This is a genomic window from Streptomyces sp. NBC_00096, assembly GCF_045041305.1.
Lineage (GTDB): Bacteria > Actinomycetota > Actinomycetes > Streptomycetales > Streptomycetaceae > Streptomyces.
On record NZ_CP108221.1, the window covers coordinates 833412 to 852936 of the forward strand.

At 70.1% G+C, this 19525-nt stretch carries 11 protein-coding genes; 3 read left to right on the top strand and 8 right to left on the bottom strand.

Translation table 11 applies throughout. The features are described 5' to 3' along the window. Positions 1–136: 136 nt before the first annotated feature. On the bottom strand, positions 137–2275 hold the full coding sequence (gene recQ, locus OG904_RS03730) for a DNA helicase RecQ (RefSeq protein ID WP_405487315.1): 2139 nt from the start codon (positions 2273–2275) through the stop codon (positions 137–139). A 147-nt stretch (positions 2276–2422) separates the two neighbouring features. On the opposite strand from recQ, the gene OG904_RS03735 reads away from it, so the two are divergent. Further along, positions 2423–3193, top strand: a complete 771-nt coding sequence (locus OG904_RS03735) for a maleate cis-trans isomerase (protein ID WP_405487317.1) — start codon at positions 2423–2425, stop codon at positions 3191–3193. Between the two features lie 24 nt (positions 3194–3217). On the opposite strand, the gene OG904_RS03740 is transcribed toward OG904_RS03735, so the two are convergent. The 4 genes from OG904_RS03740 to OG904_RS03755 all read right to left on the bottom strand — a co-directional run bounded on the left by OG904_RS03740 (position 3218) and on the right by OG904_RS03755 (position 11405). Continuing rightward, positions 3218–3760, bottom strand: coding sequence for an O-acetyl-ADP-ribose deacetylase (locus OG904_RS03740; RefSeq protein ID WP_405487319.1), 543 nt, complete (start codon positions 3758–3760; stop codon positions 3218–3220). 260 nt (positions 3761–4020) lie between these two features. Beyond that, complete coding sequence (locus tag OG904_RS03745; RefSeq protein WP_405487321.1) at positions 4021–4299, bottom strand: MafI family immunity protein; 279 nt, start codon at positions 4297–4299, stop codon at positions 4021–4023. Between the two features lie 9 nt (positions 4300–4308). Continuing rightward, positions 4309–10962, bottom strand: a complete 6654-nt coding sequence (locus tag OG904_RS03750; protein WP_405487323.1) for a polymorphic toxin-type HINT domain-containing protein — start codon at positions 10960–10962, stop codon at positions 4309–4311. 257 nt (positions 10963–11219) lie between these two features. Further along, positions 11220–11405: a hypothetical protein gene (locus tag OG904_RS03755; protein ID WP_405487325.1), complete on the bottom strand. Its 186-nt coding sequence runs from the start codon at positions 11403–11405 to the stop codon at positions 11220–11222. A gap of 174 nt (positions 11406–11579) precedes the next feature. Between OG904_RS03755 and OG904_RS03760 the strand changes: the two genes are divergently transcribed. Next, positions 11580–15179 (top strand): FG-GAP-like repeat-containing protein, encoded by a 3600-nt coding sequence (locus tag OG904_RS03760; protein WP_405487327.1) that lies wholly within the window; start codon positions 11580–11582, stop codon positions 15177–15179. Positions 15180–15486: 307 nt separating this feature from the next. Here the strand turns inward: OG904_RS03760 and OG904_RS03765 are convergent, their stop codons facing one another. Both OG904_RS03765 and OG904_RS03770 read right to left on the bottom strand, forming a co-directional pair. Next, positions 15487–16905: a phytoene desaturase family protein gene (locus OG904_RS03765; RefSeq protein ID WP_405487329.1), complete on the bottom strand. Its 1419-nt coding sequence runs from the start codon at positions 16903–16905 to the stop codon at positions 15487–15489. Positions 16906–17026: 121 nt separating this feature from the next. Next, entirely contained in the window at positions 17027–17851 is an 825-nt protein-coding gene (locus tag OG904_RS03770; RefSeq protein WP_405487331.1) for an inositol monophosphatase family protein, read from the bottom strand. Positions 17852–18158: 307 nt separating this feature from the next. Between OG904_RS03770 and OG904_RS03775 the strand changes: the two genes are divergently transcribed. Further along, positions 18159–19286 carry an alpha/beta hydrolase gene (locus tag OG904_RS03775; protein WP_405487333.1) on the top strand — a complete coding sequence of 376 codons (1128 nt, stop codon included), beginning with the start codon at positions 18159–18161 and terminating at the stop codon, positions 19284–19286. Positions 19287–19292: 6 nt separating this feature from the next. On the opposite strand, the gene OG904_RS03780 is transcribed toward OG904_RS03775, so the two are convergent. After that, positions 19293–19511, bottom strand: coding sequence for a hypothetical protein (locus tag OG904_RS03780; RefSeq protein ID WP_405487335.1), 219 nt, complete (start codon positions 19509–19511; stop codon positions 19293–19295). Positions 19512–19525: the final 14 nt, after the last annotated feature.

Sequence of the window (19525 nt, forward strand, 5' to 3'; positions counted from 1 at the left end):
CCCGGACGAGCCGCCGCGCAGCCGGAGCCTTCCCGGGGCCCCGGCCGGGGCCGCGAGGCCCGGTCGGCCGTTCTCCCGGCCTCCCCCGGGCCCTCCCCCCGGCCTCCCCCCGGCCTCCTCGCGGCCTGATCCCGGCCTACTCCCAGTCGTCCCAGGGCGGGTCGATGTCCTCGTCCTCCGGACCGAAGAGGGACTCCCCCTCCGGCGGGGCCGGAGCCCTGCGCGCCGGTACGGCGACGGGCGGGGCGACCGGCGGGGCCGCGGCCGGGGCGACGACGGACGGAGCGGCCGCAGGGACGGCCGGGGCCGGAGCCGCTGCCGGGGCCGCGCCGGACCCCGCGCCGGTCTCCGCGCCGGACCCCGCGCCGATCTCCGCGCCGGTCTCCGCACCGGTCTCCGCACCGGCCTCGGGCCCGGCCTCCGCCCCGCCCAGGGTCCGCAGGATGCCCTCGGCGTACTTGGCCAGCTTCGCCTCGCCGACCCCGCTGATCGTGCCCAGCTCCGCGACCGTGCCGGGCAGCTGCGTGGCGATCTCCCGCAGCGTCGCGTCGTGGAAGACCACGTACGCCGGTACGCCCTGCTCCCGCGCGGTCTCGGCCCGCCAGGCGCGGAGGGACTCGAACACCGGCAGGGCGGCCGCGGGCAGGTCGACCGGTACCCGCGCGCCCTTCCCGGAGCGCGATCCGGACTCCCTGCGGGAGGAACCGGCGGCCGGAGCCGCCTCCTTGCGCATCGGGACGCTCCGGCGGCCCCCGAGCACCTCGGCGCTGGCCTCCGTCAGCACCAGCGTCCCGTAGTCGCCCTCCACCGCCAGCAGCCCGAGCGCCAGCAACTGCCGTACGACCCCGCGCCATTCCGGAGTGCCCAGATCGGCCCCGATGCCGAACACCGAGAGCCCGTCGTGGTCGAACTGGATGACCTTGGCGGTCTTCTTGCCCTGGAGGATGTCGATGATCTGGCCGGCGCCGAACTTCTGCCGCCGTTCCTTGGCCAGCCGCCACACCGTGGACAGCAGCTTCTGCGCCGGGACCGTCCCGTCCCAGGACTCGGCCGGCGTCAGGCAGGTGTCGCAGTTCCCGCAGTCCGGCGCGCCCGTCTGCCCGAAGTACGCCAGCAGCCGCACCCGGCGGCAGCCGACCGTCTCGCACAGCGCGAGCATCGCTTCGAGGTGCTGGGCCAGTCCGCGGCGGTGCGCTTCGTCGCCCTCGGAGCCCTCGATCATCTTGCGCTGCTGCACCACGTCCTGGAGCCCGTAGGCCAGCCAGGCCGTGGCCGGCTCCCCGTCGCGGCCGGCGCGGCCGGTCTCCTGGTAGTAGCCCTCGACCGACTTCGGCAGGTCCAGGTGTGCCACGAAGCGCACGTCCGGCTTGTCGATGCCCATGCCGAACGCGATCGTGGCCACCACCACGACCCCGTCCTCCCGCAGGAACCGCGACTGGTTCGCCGCGCGGGTGCGGGAGTCCATCCCCGCGTGGTACGGCACGGCGTCGATGCCGTGCTCCACCAGGGAGGCCGCCGTCTTCTCCACCGATGCCCGCGAGAGGCAGTAGACGACCCCGGCGTCCCCGGCGTGCTCGGTCCGGATCAGCTCCAGCAGCTGCTTGACCGGGTTGTTCTTCGAGACGATCCGGTACTGGATGTTCGGCCGGTCGAAGCCGGCCACGAAGTGGCGGGCCTCCTCCAGACCGAGGCGCGCGGCGATCTCGGCGTGCGTGGCCTCGGTGGCCGTCGCGGTCAGTGCGATGCGCGGCACCTTCGGCCAGCGCTCGTGCAGCATGGACAGCGCGAGGTAGTCGGGGCGGAAGTCGTGGCCCCACTGGGCGACGCAGTGCGCCTCGTCGATGGCGAAGAGCGAGACGGTGCCCCGGTCGAGCAGCCGCTGCGTGCCCTCGGTGCGCAGCCGCTCGGGAGCCAGGTACAGCAGATCGAGCTCGCCGCCGATGAAGGCCTGCTCGACGGCTCGCCGCTCGTCGGCGCCCTGCGTCGAATTGAGGAACCCGGCCCGCACCCCGAGCGCGTTCAGTGCGTCCACCTGGTCCTGCATCAGCGCGATCAGCGGGGAGATCACCACTCCGGTACCCGCTCTGACCAGCGCCGGGATCTGGTAGCACAGCGATTTGCCGCCGCCGGTCGGCATCAGCACCAGCGCGTCGCCGCCGCCGGCGACGTGCTCGATGATCTGCTGCTGCTCGCCGCGGAACGAGTCGTACCCGAAGACGCGGTGGAGCACCTGCAGGGCATCGGGGGTCTCGACTGCTGCTTCCGAAGTGGTCATCCGAGAAGCCTAGCGACCTCCTCGGACACATCCGTCCGGATCCCCCGACACTGTGGACAACCCCTCGGGCGGCGCGGCCCCGCGGCACACCGGCCCGGCCGGTGCCAAAGTAGGGCATCCTCCCTCACTCTCCGAGAGGAACGAGCGATGTGGCAGCCCGACGGGTGGGACGTGCGCGTCCGCCTCGGTGTCCTCACCCCGCACGCCGACGTCGGCCCCGAGTCGGAGCTGCGCGCCATGGCCCCCGCCGACGTGGGGCTGCACGCCGCCCGGGTGCCGTTCGGCGCGATGGGGAGCGGCGGTGTGATGGACCCCACCATCCCGCTCGCCCCCGTACGGGCCTTCGCCGAGCCCCCGCACGTGGACGAGGCGGCCGAGCTGCTGGCCGCCGCGCCCCTGGCGGTGATCGCCTACGCCTTCACCAGCTCCGCGTACGTGATCGGCCCCCGTGCGGAGGGGTACATGCTGGACCGGCTGAGCAAGCGCGCCCACGGCCTGCCCGTGGTCGCCACCTGCGCGGCCGCCGTCGAGGCGCTGCGGGCCCTGGGGGCCGGCCGGATCGCCCTCGTGGACCCGCCGTGGTTCGACGAGACCCTGAGCGACCTGGGGCGGGGCTACTACGAGGACTCCGGCTTCGAGGTCCCGTACGCCGCCCCCTGCGAGCTCCCCAGCGGGCAGACCCTCATCGAGCCGCGCGCCCTGCACGACTGGGTGGCCTCCCGGGTCCCGGACACGGCGGAGGCGGTCGTCATCGGCGGCAACGGCTTCCGCGCGGTCGGCGCGATCGCCGCCCTGGAGGCCACCCTGGACCGCCCGGTCCTGACCGCGAACCAGGTCCTCCTCTGGGCGGCCCTCCGCGCGGCCGGCTCCCCCACGTCCACCGTCACGGCCTACGGCAGGCTGTTCTCGACGCCCTAGCCGAGCCGGCTGCCAGCCACCGGCTCAGTCCGTCCCCGGCCCCTCCGCCTCCGCCGCTGCCGCCACCGCCACCACGAAGGCTTCGTGGGCACGCTCGTCGAACAGCACGAACCGCACCTCCTCCACCTCGGTCAGGGCCGCCCGTACGGTCTCCACCGCGATCCGCGCCCCGTCGTCGATGGGCCATCCGTAGATCCCGGTGGAGATCGCCGGGAACGCGACGCTACGGGCTCCCAGCTCATCGGCGACCCGCAGCGACTCCCGGTAGCAGGAGGCCAGCAGTGCCGACCGGTCCTCGTCCCGTGACCAGACCGGCCCGACCGTATGGATCACGTGCCCGGCCGGAAGCCGCCCGGCCGTGGTGGCGACGGCCTGCCCCGTCGCCAGCCCTCTGCCGTAGTGCGAGCGCCGCAAATCCTCACAGGCAGCCAGGATCTCCGGCCCCCCACGCCGATGAACGGCCCCGTCGACCCCACCCCCGCCAAGCAGCGAAGAGTTCGCCGCATTGACCACGGCATCCACCGTCTCCCCGGTGATGTCCCCCCGAACAAGCACGATGCGCACCATCGTGATCCCTTCCTCCGCAGAAGCCGCACGCTACTTCAACCGCGACGCCCCTTCCCGCAGTTGTGGTCCGCACCAACACCGGCTGCACTCCCCTCCGACGCGCTCCGGGACGCCGACACAACCCAACGGGGCGGCCTGCCGCAGCCATCCGTGGCAGATTCGCCTTGCCGACACATGCCGAAAGGCTCCACGGAAATCGCCATGGAGCCCTTCGCTCGTTTCTCACTCAGCATGCAACCCAGAAAGGACTACATAGGAGTTCAATCATTTTCCACCTGATCGAGAATCAGCTCATCGAGCTTATCGACAGAAGTGGAGTCACCCACCTCTTGAGCTGCAGCCATCAGCCGCTGATAGTACGCGGATGTAATAGGGAGTTCATCCTCGTAGATCCACGAACACATGGTGTGAAAAGCCAGCCCCTCTTCTCCTACGCCCAGCAAGTGATGCACATCCTCGATGACCTCCTGCGAGACCAGAGGAGAATCCTCGAGGAGCTGTGCGATCACAGTCCTCACACGCTCACGCTTTTCCATCATCGACACACCCTATTTCGATGTGGGAAATCCAGTAAGAATCCTGCCGGTGAGAGGTTCATATCGCACCTCTATTCGCACACCGCGAACCTCTCCAAAGATAGCCTGAATGGCCGGTTCGCGCTTCCTCGTGAGCCCGGTTCTCTCCGCATATTTCGCAGAGCCGGTCTTCCATGTGTACGTACTCTTCGGGCTAGTAGCCACATCGGCGATGGCATCAAGGATATCATCGTCACTCCAACCTTCAGGGAAATGACTGTTGCCCGGTTCGCCGCCATGCCGGTGCCCGTCGAGGATGTGATCGATTCGATCGTCAGGGACCAGATCACGCCCAGATCCACAGACACTGTTGTGAACGAGTACCGGTGTTGCGCCCGCCAGCACATAGTAGGTGTGGAAGTCCGCCACCGTGAAGTTGTACGTCTTCACACGCTCCGCGAATGCCCTGTTGGCAGTAATCACGACGGCTGCACCGCCTGCGGTCTGCACGGTCATTCCGGGGCGCAGTACGCCTGCGTTGATCCAGGCCTGCTCAGACGGGGACCAGAAGGGGTGATCGCGTGTCGCCGTGATTTCGCCGATTCCGTCAGGGGTGGCAATGGAGAGAGAATTGAGCTCTCGGTCGCCCTCCGCGCGTATCAGCTTTTCGACATACCGGGATTCAGTCTCCCCCGATATCGGGTCGGTTGCGAGAACCGCGTCTCCGACCTCAATGTCCTCGATCTTTTTCTGAGTCCCGTCGGCCATGAGTACGAGCGTTCCGGCGAGGAAGCAGTTCGTCGGAGACTTCTTACCGGTGTTCCCTCGCAACATCGAACGGCCGGCAGCACCGGCCCCGCCCGCTCCCGCTCCCGCGCTCGCTCCGGGAGTGCCATCGTAGCCCATGTACTGAGTCAAGCGCTGAAGCTCGAGGTCGAAGAAGTACCTTCGCACTTCCTCAGGGCAATTCATTGCGTGAGACCCGACGCAGAGATTTACCGCAGTTGCAATGCGATCGTCCTCCGAGTCGTATCCCCTCGCTCTGAAGCCGCTGAGCTCCTTTTCGTACGCCGCACGCCATGCGGCGTATGTTTTGTCGTCCATGTATTCACGGGCGACGTCGGTTATTTCCCTCTCGATCTGATTGACGGCATTCGATATCGAGGCTACATCATTTGCCGTGAGGTCTTCATCCGCATAGTTCCCATTGACGTCACGCCCGTAGGAGTGCGCCCCCGTCTCCTTGTTCTCGGAGTGACCGCTTCCGTCGTCGATCCAGAGGCCGCTGGGATCCCAGAAACTGACGGGGTTGTTGTTCGAGTACGTGTACCCGTGCAGCTGCTGGGCGTCGGTGAGGTCCATGATCGGGTCCACCGAGATGAAGCGGCCGGTCGTGGAGTCGTATTCGCGGGCGCCGAGGTGGGTGAGGCCCGTGTCCGCGTCCTTGGTGCCGCCTACGAAGGCCTTTTCGCCCGCCCAGTTGACGGGCTTGGTGCCGCGGTCCTCGCCGAAGATGCCGGTCTTGCGCCGGGTCACCGTCTGCACGGCGTCGGCGCTCACCTGGGTGGTGCCGGTGTTGTGGTGGTCGGCCAGGGTGAAGCTGAGCTTGCCGCCCGTGCGCATGGCGACGTCGCCGTAGTAGCGGGTGCCGGTGAGCCTGGCCGCCTTGTCGAGCTTGAGCTCGTTGCCGGCGGGGAGGTAGAGCGTGGTGCCCGTCGAGTCCTTGCGCACGAGGCGCTGGCCGGCGCCGTCGTACGTGAACGAGCTGGTGGACGTTCCCTGCTTGATGGTCTTGACGTGGCCTTCGACGTCCCAGTCGAGGTACTGGGTCTCACCGGTGCCGCTCTTGCGGGTCTTGGTGTTGCCCGAGGCGTCGTAGGTGAAGGTCTCGTCGTGCGGGTCGGTGCCGGTCTGGGTGACCTTGGGCAGGTCGTGCTTGCCGGCCGTGGGGGCGGTGTAGGTGCGCAGCGTGTCGGCCGCGGGACCGGAGGCCGTCTTGTGCCTGGTCTCCGTCTTGCGGTTGCCGACCGCGTCGTAGGTGTAGGTGGTCCAGTACGGGTCTTCTCCGCCGATGACCGCCGCGGACGGGGTGGCCGCGCAGGCTTCGCCCTTGTTGGTCCATGCCTGCGTGATGCGGCGCAGGGCGTCCATGCTGACGCACTGGGTGTCGGTGGTGCGGAGGGCGTCCTGGCCGAACGCCGTGGTGATCGACGTCAGGTTGCCCGCGGGGTCATTGGTGTACTTGGTGTCCTCGATCCGCTGCGGCGCGACCTCGCGGTCGGTGTACGCGCGGGCGACGGCTCCGGTGTGCTCGTCGTACTCGGTGGTCCGCCACAGGTGCTGGGCGAAGTCGCCCATCTCCTCGCGCACGGCCCTGCCGTAGTGGTCGTACGTCACGGCCGAGACGAGCGGGACGCTGCCGGCACCCACGGTGTTGAGGAGGCCGGACACCGAGGTGTAGGTGTTGCTGACCTGCTCGGCCGGCAGGTCGCCCACCGCGGGGTGCTTGACCCACATCACCTGGCCGGTGTTGAGGTTGTACGAGGTGATCCACTTGTAGGTGCCCGCCATGGCCCCGGTGTCGGGGGTGGACGGGATGGTGAGCTCGGTGCCCACCGGCTGGTAGAGGCTGTTGTACGACGTGACCGCCGACTCGTACGCCTTGCCGTCGACGAAGCGGGTCGACTTCGAGAGCTGGCCCTTGGCGACCGTGTCGTAGACCTGGGAGGTCAGCGTCGTCGCGCCCTGCTTGGTGGTGACCAGGCGGCCGAGGTCGTCGTAGTCGGAGTGCAGGGTGACGCCGCCGGCGTCGGTCACGTCCGTGACCCGGTTGCCCCCGTCGAAGGCGGTCTTGGTCAGACCCTTGTCCGGGTCGTTCGCCTCGACCTGACGGCCGCGGACGTCGTAGGTGTAGGTCCACTTGGCGTTGCCCGGGTCGGTGACCTGGGACAGCCGGCCGAGCTTGTCGTAGGTGTACGCGGTCGACTGGGAAGTCGTCCGTCCGGCGTTCGTGTACTGCTTCTGCTCGGTGGTGCGTCCCAGCGCGTCGACGACCGTGGTCGTGGCGGTGCCGCCCTGGGGCGGGATGACCGTGGTGGTGTCACCGGTGTAGCTGGTGGTGACGCGCTTGGTCTCCGTGCCGAACTTCTTGGCGATGACCGCGGTGGGCCGTCCGGCACCGTCGAAGACGGTGTCGGTGGAGGCCGGGTAGGTGGTTTCCGTCCCGGTCACCAGCTGAGCCGACGGGGCACCCGTGGCGTAGTAGGTACCGGAGTTGCGCCAGGCCAGGCCCCGGGTGTCGTAGGACGTCTCGGACACCAGGCGGCCGGACAGGTCGGGCGACTGCGTCTGGGTCTGGCGGTCGCGCAGCAGGCCGTCGTAGATGGCGTACGAGGTGGCGTACTGGGAGTCGTGCGTCAGGGTCTTCGAGGTGACGACGTTGGGTGCGTCGTTGGTCACCGTGTACTCGAAGACGCGGTTGGGCGAATCGGGGTAGGTGACCGCCGAGCGCGTGGGCAGCCAGACCTTCGCCACCCGGCCCAGGGCGTCGTACGCCGTCGTGGTGATCTTGCCGTTGGCGTCCGTGACCTTCTTGGGCTGCGAGCGCAGCGGGTCCATCTCGGAGGTGACGGCGTGCCCCAGCGGGTTCGTCACCACCATCGAGGTCAGGGGCTCGCCCGCCGCCGGGGTGTACGCGATCGTCGTGACCTTGCCGTACGGGTCGGCGGAGGCCAGCTGACGGCCGTAGGCGTCGTAGCAGAGCTGGTTCTTGGCGGCACCGCACGTGAGCGGGACCGAGGCCTGGACGTCGTAGCCGTCGCCCTTGCCGTTGATGGAATCGGCCTTGGTGACCAGCCCGGCGCCGGGGACCGTGCCGAGCGTGCCGTTGTCGAAGTAGGTGCGGGTGTCGCTGATGACGTCCGCCGGCCTGGCCGGGGTCGTTCCGCAGGGCACCGCGACCGTCTCGACACGGCTGTGCCGGTCCAGGATCCACGTCGCGGTGTTGCGCGCGTAGGTGGTCGTGGTGCAGGTCTCGTCGCCCGTCTTGGCGGTGTCGCCCGCGGACGATTCCCAGTCGACCATGCCGTAGGCGTCGAAGTGACGGCTCTTCTCGGTCGTGCGGGTTCCGCCCGTGACCGTGGTGCGGACCGACTCCTTCTCGGTGCCGGTCTTGTAGGAGACGAGATCGGGCAGACCGGGGCGGACCCGGGTGGCGCTGCTGGACGGCGAGCGCCACGGGGTGCTCGAGGTGGCGCTGACGAGCTTCTTCGTGTCGTCGCCGTCGTAGACGGCCGACTCCCGCGTCATTCCGGCGAACTCGGGCCGGTCGGTGACCGCGGCGCCCGTGCCGTCCGTGACGGCCTTGCCGTCGAGGCCGCGGAAGTACCGGGTCTCGGAGAGGGTCTTCGGGTCACTGGCCGCGCCGGTGCGGGTCTGGACGAGGCCGTAGCCGCGGGACACGGAGTGGATGCGGTCCTCGGCCTTGATGAACTCGTCGTCGGCCTTGTCCCAGGCCGCGCCGCCCAGGTACGTGTACGAGGTCACCTTGTCGGGCGTGGAGGCGAGGTTGTCACCCTCCACGACCTGCGTGACGACGTAGCTGTTGAACCAGTCGACCTTGGTCACCTCGCCCTCCCACGCCCACTTCACCGGATAGCAGCGCGTGGTGTTCGTCGCGTCGGCGGCGGGCAGGGTGGTGGGGGTGCAGTCGGGCTGTGAGTAGGTGACACCGATGGTGCCGCCCGTCTCCGTGGTCACCTGGTACAGGCGCAGGCGCACGTAGGGCGCCAGACCGTCACCGGTCCTGTCGACGCGGTTCGCCCGCTGCTCACCGGCGAAGGTCACCGGCTTGAGGGGGATGTCCTCGCCCTCGCCGGCCTTCGCGGTGCGGGTGATGGACTTCAGCCACAGGGGTGTGGAGATGCCGTCGCCCGCGGGCGGGAAGTTCTGGTCCAGGGCCCAGGAGTCGACGTCCTGGTACGCGCCGCCGGTGAGGATCTTGGTGTTGATCCCGGTCAGGCGCATCCGCGACCAGAAGGTCGGCGAGGTCTGTCCCTTGCACTCCGTGGAGCCGTCCTTGCAGAACAGGTCGAACGGGGAGTCCGGCCAGTTCTTGGCGTTGGTCTCGTCGAAGGTGCCGCAAGCGGAGAGGCAGCGCTCGGCGACGTCGAACGTGACCTGGCCCATCGCCTTGGCGGTGTAGACCGTGTCGGAGCGCAGGCCGTAGTCGATGTGGTCGAGCCAGCCGCCGCGCACGTACGGGGTGACCGTGCCCTTGCCGGTGGTCGACGAGACGTTGCGCTCGTAGTTGTTGGTCTCGGTCTTCCAGTAGTAGCCCATGGCGTTCCCGCCGGGGTCGACCACGTAGTCGAGCTGCCAGCGCCAGGCCTGCTGGCACCAGGCGCTCGCGAACGAGGCGTTGTAGCAGGGTTCGCCCGCCTGGTTGCCGAAGACCGGCGTGGTCCAGGTGGAGTTGGTCGTCGGAGTGGTGGCGTCCTTCCAGCCGGGAAGGTGGTTCAGGCCGAAGAAGTACTGGGTGCCGTCGGCCGTGGTGACCTTCCAGTGCTCACCCACGCCGTCGACTCCGGCCGTGCCCTTGTCGCCGTTCACGGCGCCGGTGAGCTTCTCGACCTTCTCGCCCGAGTCCGAGGCCGGGTGCCAGCCCTTGCCCGATTCGTAGACCAGCTCCGTCGACTTGCCACCCAGCGAGAGGGTCGCGTTGTCGTTGAACCAGCACTGGTCGCCGACCTTGGTGGTGTTGGTCCCACCGGTCTGGTCGTCGTTGCAGGACTTGTACTTGCGCTCGATGAAGCCGGGCTCCCAGGACCAGCCGTCACCGATCCACGAGGCCTGGCTGTTCGACGCGCCCATGCGTCCGTCGACGGACTGCGAGCTGTAGCCGAGGGAGATCTTCGGGGTCAGACCGCCGGGGACGGTGGGCGTACTGATCCCGTAGGACCAGGAGAACGCTCCCGTCGACCCGCCCGCGTTCCACGACCCGGACGGCTGCAGCGATGTCGCCTTGTAGTCACCCGTGGGACCGGCATCGCCCGCCGTCGCGGCCAGCACCGTCGCCGCGCCGACGGGCGCGGCGGCCGGAGCGGCGGCCGGGGCGGCGGCCGGGGCGGACTTCGGCTGGGCACCGGACGTCTTGCCCGCGGCCGCACCCGGCGTCACGACCTGCGCCGTGAGTTTGCCGGCGCGCGTGTCGTTCCGCGTCAGGAGCGGCTTCTGCGTCCGGCATTCGGCACGCTCGGGAGTCGTCAGCGCGCACGCCGGCAGCTCCACCAGGCGCAGGCGCGCGGCGTAGTCACCGCCGTAGGCTCCGCGGAAGGTGCTGTAGTCAACCGATACGTCCGCGGCCCCCGCCTGCGCTGAACCGTCCGAGCGGCCCACCGACAGCAGCACGCCGTCCACGCCGGCTTTCCGGGCGGCGTCCTTCGCCGCGACGGAAACCGTGACCCTAGACGGGGATTCGGCAGCCTTCCCGGGCGCCGGGGAGACGGTCACCGGCAGCGTGCCCGCCTGTCCCCGGCCCGTGCCGGCGGCCGGCGCCTGGGCCGCGCCGGAGAGGAACGCCTTGGAAACCGGCCCGGAGGCCAGGTCCACTTCGGCCGATCCCGCCGATGGCCAGGAGACCTTCGGCGACTTCCATGGAGTCTCCCCCGCTCCATCGGCCTTCGTCACCCCGCCCGCCTGAACAGGTGACACGGGTACGGCCTTCGGCTGCTTCAGTCCTGGCAGCTTCGGACCGGGTTTGCTGTCTGCCACGGCAATACCGCCGGGCAGCACGCTTGTGAGGACAGCCGCAGCCAATGCCGCAGAAAGTCCTCGCATGCGAAACTTTCTCACACCCCACCCCATACTTCTATAGAAATTTACCATTGCAGATTAACAGCCGCATTCAGCGGTTCTGACACCCCGACAGACGCCCTGAACATCCCTCAACCACGGCAAATCGCGCCTTGTTGATCAAATCCGGACAACGACTTCTGGCGCATCGACGAAAGGCTGAACAGCGGATCCTCCCGCCCGGCAGCACCGCTGCTTTCGTCAATAGATTTGAGGAAGTTCAGAGCTTGGCACTCCTGGGGAAATTCACATCGATAAAAGGTCTCCACGGTAAGCATTGCTCGGGGTACAGTGGCGCCGCCAATTAGGGGAGGAATACCGAAGTGCAGAATGTGTGGCACAGACGGGCAATACCCGTCCTGCTGACGATCGGAATAACGGCCTCCGGAATGGCCGTCCTTCCGTCGTCCGCCGCCGTTGCGGCAGCAGCGGATCCGGTCGCCGACGGATCGATGAGCGCAGAGGACTTCGCCCTGCAGCAGGCGAAGGCGACCGGCCGGCCGTACGAGCTGGTGTCGGCCCGGACGGAGTCCTCGGACACCTGGGCCACGCCGGCCGGCAAGTGGTCGGTGAAGCGGTACGGGACCCCGGTGCGGGTGCTGCGTGCCGGGGTGTGGGTGCCCACGGATCCCACGCTGGTGTTCGGGAGCGACGGGAAGGTCGCCTCCAAGGCCGCCACCGTGTCCGTGTCGTTCTCGGGGGGCGGTACGGGCCCGTTGCTGACGGGTGTGAAGGACGGCCGGACGCTGTCGCTGACGTGGCCCAAGGCGCTGCCGAAGCCGACCCTCGCCGCGAACGTGGCGACGTACGCCGATGTGCTTCCCGACGTGGACCTCCAGGTGAAGGCCGAAGTCGAGGGCTTCTCGCAGCTGCTGGTCGTCAAGACCGCCGCCGCGGCGAAGAACCCGGAACTCGCCGCCCTGAAGTTCAAGGTCGGCACGGTCGGACTGAACGTGTCCACCGATGCGGGGACCGGTGCGATCACCGCCGTCAACCCGGCCGGGCAGACGGTCTTCACCAGCCCGTCCCCGCTGATGTGGGACTCGACGACGGCGGCGGCTCCGGCGGGCGCCCAGTCCGCACCCGCCGCGAAGGCGCTGAAGGCCCCGGCTGCAGGCGCGGCCGCGGGCACGGGCACGGGCACGGGGGAGACGCCCGCACCTTCGGACGCGTTCACTCCGCCGGCCGGCGCCAAGGACGCGCACATGCCGACGACGGTGGCCAACGGCACCCTGGAGATCAAGCCCGACCAGGCACTGCTGACCGGCGCGCAGACCAAGTACCCCGTCTTCATCGACCCCTCGTGGGCCTGGGGCGAGCGGCAGAACTGGACGCGCGTCTACGAGAAGTACAAGAACAACTCGTACTGGAACACCAAGGACGACGTCCGCGTCGGCTACGAGAACGAGACCAACGGCCTGTCCCGCTCCTTCTTCCAGTTCGACACGTCCAACATCAAGGGCACGCAGGTCAGCAAGTCGACCCTGCGGGTCCGCAACACCTGGTCCTGGTCCTGCCAGGCACGCCCGGTGGAGCTGTGGCACGTCGGCGCGATCTCGTCCGACACCACCTGGAACAACCAGCCCGGCAAGATCTCCAAGCTCGCGACGGTCAACGATTCCAAGGGCTGGAGCAGCACCGACTGCGCCGCCGGGAACCTCGAGTTCGACACCACCGGGCTGGCCAGGCAGGCCGCGGCCGGCAACTGGTCCACCGCGACCGTCGGCCTCTACGCCGGGAACGAGTCGGACACCTTCGGCTGGAAGCGCTTCGACCCGAAGACGCTGACGATCGAGACCGAGTACAACAACCCGCCCAAGACGCCTTCGTCGATGGGTACGAGCCCGCGCACCGCGTGCTCGGGCGGCGCGATCGGCAACACCGGCATCTCCCTGTACGCCACGATCGAGGACCCGGACGCCGGCAACCTGACCGCCGAGTTCCAGCTCTTCAAGGCCGGCCAGAGCACCCCGACCGCGACCCAGTCGATCCCGGCCCTCCAGGGAAGGTTCGCGACCTGGACCGTCCCCGACGCCAGCCTCCCCAGCGGCAGTTACACCTGGCGGGTCAGCGCCAGGGACCAGGACAATGCCACCTCGGCGTGGACCGGCACCTGCGCGTTCACCGTCGACCGGGACCGGCCGAGCAAGAAGCCCCGCGTCGCCTCCACCGAGTTCCCCAGCGGTGACACCAGCTGGCCGGCGAACACCGGCAAGGCCCGCACGCCCGGCACCTTCACCTTCGACGCCAACGGCGTGGCCGACGTGGCGGAGTTCATCTACTGGGCGGACAACGACCAGGAGCAGCTCTCCACCACTCCGGGCAAGCCAGTGAAGATCACTCCGCCGAGCTACGGCCCGCACGTCGTCAACGTGCAGAGCGTGGACGCGGCGGGCAACCGCTCGGACACGGCGGTCTACAAGTTCTACGCCAACCGCGGCGCCGCGGGCCGTGACGCCGCCGGAGACCTCAACGGCGACGGGTTCAAGGACATCTGGTCCGCGGACTCCAACGGCATCCTGTCGATGTACGCCGGGATGGGCAACGGCTCCTTCGTCGCGGGCGTCAACGGCGGCGCCGGCGAGACGTTCCGCGGCCAGCAGACCCTGACCAGCGGGGACTGGACGAAGGACGGCTACAACGACCTCGTCTCCTTCGGGTACGACACCGTCGCGAAGAAGAGCCGCCTGTGGGCCTACGCCAACAAGGGTGCCGGGGTGATCGACGAGCGCAGCCGGACCGAACTGACCGTGCCCTGCCCGGTCAAGGACCCTGACTCCGGCTGCGATTTCGGTGACGACTGGACCGGCGACGACCACTGGTACAACGCGGAGCAGGTCATCACTCCCGGCGACCTGAACGGCGACAACCGCCCCGACGTCCTGGTCAAGCAGGGCAAGCAGCTGTGGGCCTACTACAGCGCCACCTACCTGCTGAACGAACCGGTTCTGGTCGGCGAGGGCGACTGGGACAAGTACACCGTCATCGCACCGGGCGACACCAACGGCGACTCGGTGCCCGACCTGTGGCTGCGCGACAACGCCACCGGCGATCTGTTCCGCACCTACGGTGCCAAGGGCGCCGACGGCAATGTCGACCCCACGACCTGGGGGAACAAGGCCGGCCGCGTCTACATCGGCTACGGGGTCAAGCAGGCGGACTACCCGTCCATCGGCTCGGCCGGCGATGTGAACGGCGACGGGAACGCCGACCTGTGGGCCCGCAAGGCCGACAACACGATGATCGCGTGGCTGGGCAAGAAGGTTCCGGCGGGCGAAGTGGCCTACGAGGCGGGCCTGGTCGTCGACGGCAGCATCCGCTTCGACGCCGGTGCGAAGCTGGCCTCCGGCCAGACCTACACCACCCCGTCCGTCAAGCTGGTCATGCAGGCCGACGGCAACCTGGTCCTGTACCACCGCACCGGCGGCGACGGAAAGGGAGGCGCGCTCTGGGCCTCCGGGACCTACGGCAACAACGGCGCGTACGCCGTCGTGCAGAACGACGGCAACTTCGTCATCTACAAGCAGGACGGCGGCGAGGGCAAGGGCGGCGCGCTGTGGGCGACCAACACCCCCGGCAACAGCGGGGCACGCCTCCAGTTCCAGGCCGACGGCAACCTGGTCCTCTACAAGAGCGGCACCACCAACGGCTGGCAGAACAGCCTGTGGTCCTCGAACACCTGGATGCGCAGCCCCAAGCTCCAGGCCGGCCAGGAACTGACGCCGGGTGCCTGGATCCAGGGCAAGCGCAACGCCCTGCTCATGGAGGGTGACGGCCACCTGTCGCTCCGCGACCTGGCCACGGGCAAGGAGCAGTGGGTGACCGCTCCGTGGAGCCCCGGCGCTTACGCCCGCATGCAGGGCGACGGCAACTTCGTCCTTTACGGCAAGGACGGCGGCGAGGGCAAGGGCGGCGCACTGTGGGCGGCAAACACCTTCGGCAATCCGGGCGCCTACATCCAGCTGCAGGACGACGGCAACCTGGTCGTCTACCGCAAGGACGGCGACGGCACGTGGCAGACGGCGCTCTGGCACACCAATACGTGGCGCTGACGAAACTCTAGCCCGTGTCCGCCGGGCACCTGCCCGGTCGGCACCGAACGGCCCGGACCTCCACGGTCCGGGCCGTTCGGCCTTTCGTCACGGGAAAGGGGGAGAGTCCCGGACCGCCGCGCGGAACGCCGGCGGGCAGGCCTTTCGGCATCCCGGGCGGGCCATGGAATTCGGAGCGGAATCCTTTCCGGATTTCCCCGGCGCCCTTCGCTCCCCGTACGTGGCGAGGCCCGGTTCGCTCGTTCCCATCAGCACACCGGAATCCGGCCTCCGGCGATCCCGGCGGATCCGCCGCGCCCGGTGTCCGTCAGCCCTTGCGCCGCAGGTGGCGCCAGACGGCCTTGGCCGCGTTGTGGCCCGACATGCCGTGCACGCCGGGGCCGGGCGGGGTGGCCGAGGAGCAGAGGAACACCGCCGGGTGGGCCGTGCTGTACGGGGACAGGGTGAGCCGGGGGCGCAGCAGGAGCTGCAGGCCCGAGGCCGCACCGCAGGCGATGTCGCCGCCCACGTAGTTCGGGTTGCGGGCGGCGAGCTGCGGCGGGCCCGCCGTGGCGCGGGCGAGCACCAGGTCGCGGAACCCGGGGGCGAAGCGTTCCAGTTGGCGCTCGACCGGCTCGGTGAGGTCGCCGTCCCAGCCCGCCGGGACGTGCCCGTACACCCAGAAGGTGTGCTTCCCTTCGGGCGCCCGGCCCGGGTCGACCAGGCTGGGCTGGGCGGCGATGAGGAAGGGGGTGCGCGGGGCCCGCCCGCCGGAGGCCAGTTGCAGGGCCGCGTCGATGTCGCGGGTGCGCGGACCGATCTGTACGGTGCCGGCCCGGCGCGGCTCCTCGGCGGTCCAGGGGACGGGGCCGTCCAGGGCGTAGTCCAGCTTGAACACGGAGGCGCCGTAGCGGTAGCCGTCGTAGACGCGGCCCAGGCGTGCGATGCGGGCCAGCGCGGTCGGGGAGGTGTCGAAGACGTACGCCCGGGCCGGCGGCAGGTCGTCGAGCCGCTTGACCTCGAACCCGGTGTGCACGGTCCCGCCGAGGTCGCGCAGGTACCCGGTGAGCGCGTCGGAGATGGACTGCGAGCCGCCGCGCGGCATCGGCCAGCCGTTCGCGTGCGCCGCGAGGGCGAAGACCAGGCCGACGGCGCCGGTACCGATCCCGCCGAGCGGGGCGATGACGTGCGCGACGAGCCCGGCGAACAGGGCGCGGGCCCGGTCGTCGCGGAAGCGGCTCAGCAGCCAGGTGGACGGCGGCAGTCCGGCCAGCCCGAAGCGGGCGAGGGTGACCGGGTCGCGGGGCAGCGCGGTGCTCGGCAGGGACATGAAGTCCCGGGCCAGGGTGTCCCATTTGCCGAGGAACGGCTCCACCAGTCGCCGGTACGTGCCCGCGTCCCGGGGCCCGAAGGACGCGGCCGTCTGCGCGACGGAGCGGGCGAGCACGGCCGCCGTGCCGTCGTCGAAGGGGTGCGCCATGGGCAGCGGGGCGTGCAGCCACTCCAGCCCGTAGCGCTTCAGCGGCATCGTCGCGAAGACCGGGGAGCCCGCGCCGAGCGGGTGCACCGCCGAGCAGGGGTCGTGCCGGAAGCCGGGGAGGGTGAGCTCCTCGGTCCGGGCCCCGCCGCCGACCGTGTCGGCGGCTTCGAACACGGACACCGAGAGGCCGCGCCGGGCCAGTTCGACGGCGGCCGTCAGCCCGTTGGGCCCGGCCCCCACGACGACCGCATCAAGGATCGGCGGCACTTGCGACTCCTTCGTCCGGCGGCGGCACCGCCCCCAGGGTATTGCGCCTGTCCAGGGGTACGTCCGCGATCCGCGCCGGATCCGTGCGCCGTGGGCCCGGCCGCCGCCCCCGGCGGGGTCCTCACTCGCCCCGCAGCAGCTCCCGGATCCGTACCGCCGTGGCCTCGTCACGGCCGACCGCGAAGGGCAGCGCGTTGTCCCGGTCCACCCGGAAGGGGACCCGGTCGACGGTGCTCTGCGCGCCGCCGGCCTCGGCGACCAGCAGCAGCCCGGCCGCGTGGTCCCAGGCGGAGGGCCAGTTGAACGCCAGGCCGTCCATCCGGCCCCGGGCCACCTTGAGGTACTCCAGGCCCGCCGAACCGCACGCGCGGGAGGCCACCCCCGGGACGTCGAGCCGCGCCAGGACGCGCCGCTCCTCCTCGGTGGTGTACAGCGGGTGGGCGGTGGCGACCCTCAGCTCGGCGCCCGGCTCCGGGGATCCGCTCAGGATCCGCTCGCCGTTGACGTACGCGCCCTGTCCGCGGACGGCGGTGGCCATTTCCTCCAGCGCCGGGGCGAAGGTCCAGGAGGCGAGTATCTCCCCGTGGTGCGCGAGCGCGACCAGTGTGCAGAACTCCGGATCGCCGTGCACGAACTGCCGGGTCCCGTCGACGGGGTCCACGATCCACACCGGGGCGTCACCGCGCAGCGCCCGGTACACCCCGGGGTCGGCGTGGACGGCTTCCTCCCCGACCACGGCCGAGCCCGGCAGCAGCCGCGTCAGGGCCACGGTGAGGTACTCCTCGGCCTTGCGGTCGGCGTCGGTCACCAGGTCGTGCGGGCCGCTCTTCTGGTCCACCTCGTGGTCGGCGAGCTGGCGGAATCTCGGCATGATCTCGACCGCCGCCGCCTTGCGGACGGCTTCGTCGACGGCGGACAGGTCGCGGGCGAGGAATTCATCGATCATGCCTCCAGCAAAGCACGACCGGCTGACAATCCCCACCGGCAATCCCGGCGGACCGCCGCACTCCGGGTGGACCGCAGGTGAACGGGGCGGCGGGCCGCAGCGGCCCCGGCGGCACCCCCGCGGCGCCCGGCGGCGGACCGGAACCCGGTCGACCTCCTGGTGGCCTCCGCCCGCCCGTGCTAGACCGGCCGGGCCCGCGCCCTCCCCCTTCCCCCCCTTCCCCCCTTCCCTCTCCCCCTCCGCCTTCCTGGGAGCCTTCGTGCGCCGATCCCTGAGACCCCTTCGCCCCGTGCGACCCCTACGGACCTTGCGCCCCCTCCGCCGCGCGGCGGCCCTGCTCGCCACCGCCGCCGCGCTCGTGATCGCCGCGCCCGCGGCCCCCGTGGGCGCGGCGTCCGTGCTCCCCTCGCTGCCCGCGCCCAATGCCGCCGGGCTGACCCTGCAGACCTGGTCCGCCGCCGCCGGCCAGAGCGAGCGCATGGGCGACGCCTCCGTGACCACCGCCGCGATCTTCGCCGCGCACGGCGGGACCCCGTCGATCAATCCGGTCCAGGTCCCGGTGCGGGTACGGATCCTGCTGCCGGAGGACTACCAGCGCGACCCGGCGCACCCCTACCCCGTGCTGTACCTGCTGCACGGCGGCACGGGCGACGTCGAGCAGTGGTCGAAGACCGACGAGGGCAACGTCACCGCGAGCCTGAAGGACTCCGCCTTCAAGGGCATCGTCGTCATGCCGGAGGGCGGCAAGGCCGGCTGGTACAGCGACTGGGCCGGCCACACGGACGGCTTCTTCGCCCCGCAGTGGGAGACCTTCCACATCGACCAGCTGGTCCCGTGGATCGACGCCAACTTCAACACGGTGAAGGCGGCCTCCGGACGGGCCGTGGCGGGCGTCTCCATGGGCGGCTACGGGGCCCTGCGCTACGCCGGCCGCCACCCGGACCTGTTCTCCGCGGTCGGCGCCTTCTCACCCGGTACGGACATCTACGACCCGGGCGCGCAGACCATCATCTCCGACTCCACCTGGCAGGTGGGGGCGTCGATCCTGTGGACCGGCCTGTTCGACGGGAAGTTCCGGGTGACCGGCGACACCCCGTACCGGATGGCCACGGTCTTCGGGCCGCCGAGCACCTGGCCGGGGCAGAACCCGGTCAACCTGGCGCTCGACGGCAAGTACGCCTCGTACGGCGGGAAGATGGCCCTGTACGCCGGCGGCACGGGCGGCACCGGCGAGAAGGAGATCGGCGCCATGACGGCGGCCCTCCACCAGGACCTGAAGGACCGCACGGTCGCCCACCGGTACTGCCGGGGCACCGGCGACCACACGTGGCCCTACTGGGGTCCGGAGCTCAAGGACTTCGTGGCCTACGCCTACGGCACCGCCCCGGCCACCCCGGCCGCCTGCCCCAACGGCTGGGGCGCGGAGAGCCCGTAGTCCGGCCTAGTTCTGAATGTACTGCGGGCCCTGGCTCTGCGGAGCCAGGTGCTCGGACTGGCCGTCGATGGCGGCCACCGCCTGCTGCGGGTCCGCGTGCTGGAAGTTCCCGTCCATGCCCTGCGGTGCGACGCTGCTGTGGTTGTCCGCGAAGGCCGGGCCCGCGCCCAGCGCGGCGAGCGCGAAGGCAGCGGTGGCGGCTATGGCGGCGGCTCTGACGTTCATGACGGTCCCCCCGG

Excerpts from the sequence above, each read along its gene's own strand:
- recQ (WP_405487315.1), bottom strand. The coding sequence starts at position 2,275 with ATGACCACTTCGGAAGCAGCAGTCGAGACCCCCGATGCCCTGCAGGTG.
- OG904_RS03735 (WP_405487317.1), top strand. The coding sequence starts at position 2,423 with ATGTGGCAGCCCGACGGGTGGGACGTGCGCGTCCGCCTCGGTGTCCTC.
- OG904_RS03740 (WP_405487319.1), bottom strand. The coding sequence starts at position 3,760 with ATGGTGCGCATCGTGCTTGTTCGGGGGGACATCACCGGGGAGACGGTG.
- OG904_RS03745 (WP_405487321.1), bottom strand. The coding sequence starts at position 4,299 with ATGATGGAAAAGCGTGAGCGTGTGAGGACTGTGATCGCACAGCTCCTC.
- OG904_RS03755 (WP_405487325.1), bottom strand. The coding sequence starts at position 11,405 with ATGCTTACCGTGGAGACCTTTTATCGATGTGAATTTCCCCAGGAGTGC.
- OG904_RS03760 (WP_405487327.1), top strand. The coding sequence starts at position 11,580 with ATGAGCGCAGAGGACTTCGCCCTGCAGCAGGCGAAGGCGACCGGCCGG.
- OG904_RS03770 (WP_405487331.1), bottom strand. The coding sequence starts at position 17,851 with ATGATCGATGAATTCCTCGCCCGCGACCTGTCCGCCGTCGACGAAGCC.
- OG904_RS03780 (WP_405487335.1), bottom strand. The coding sequence starts at position 19,511 with ATGAACGTCAGAGCCGCCGCCATAGCCGCCACCGCTGCCTTCGCGCTC.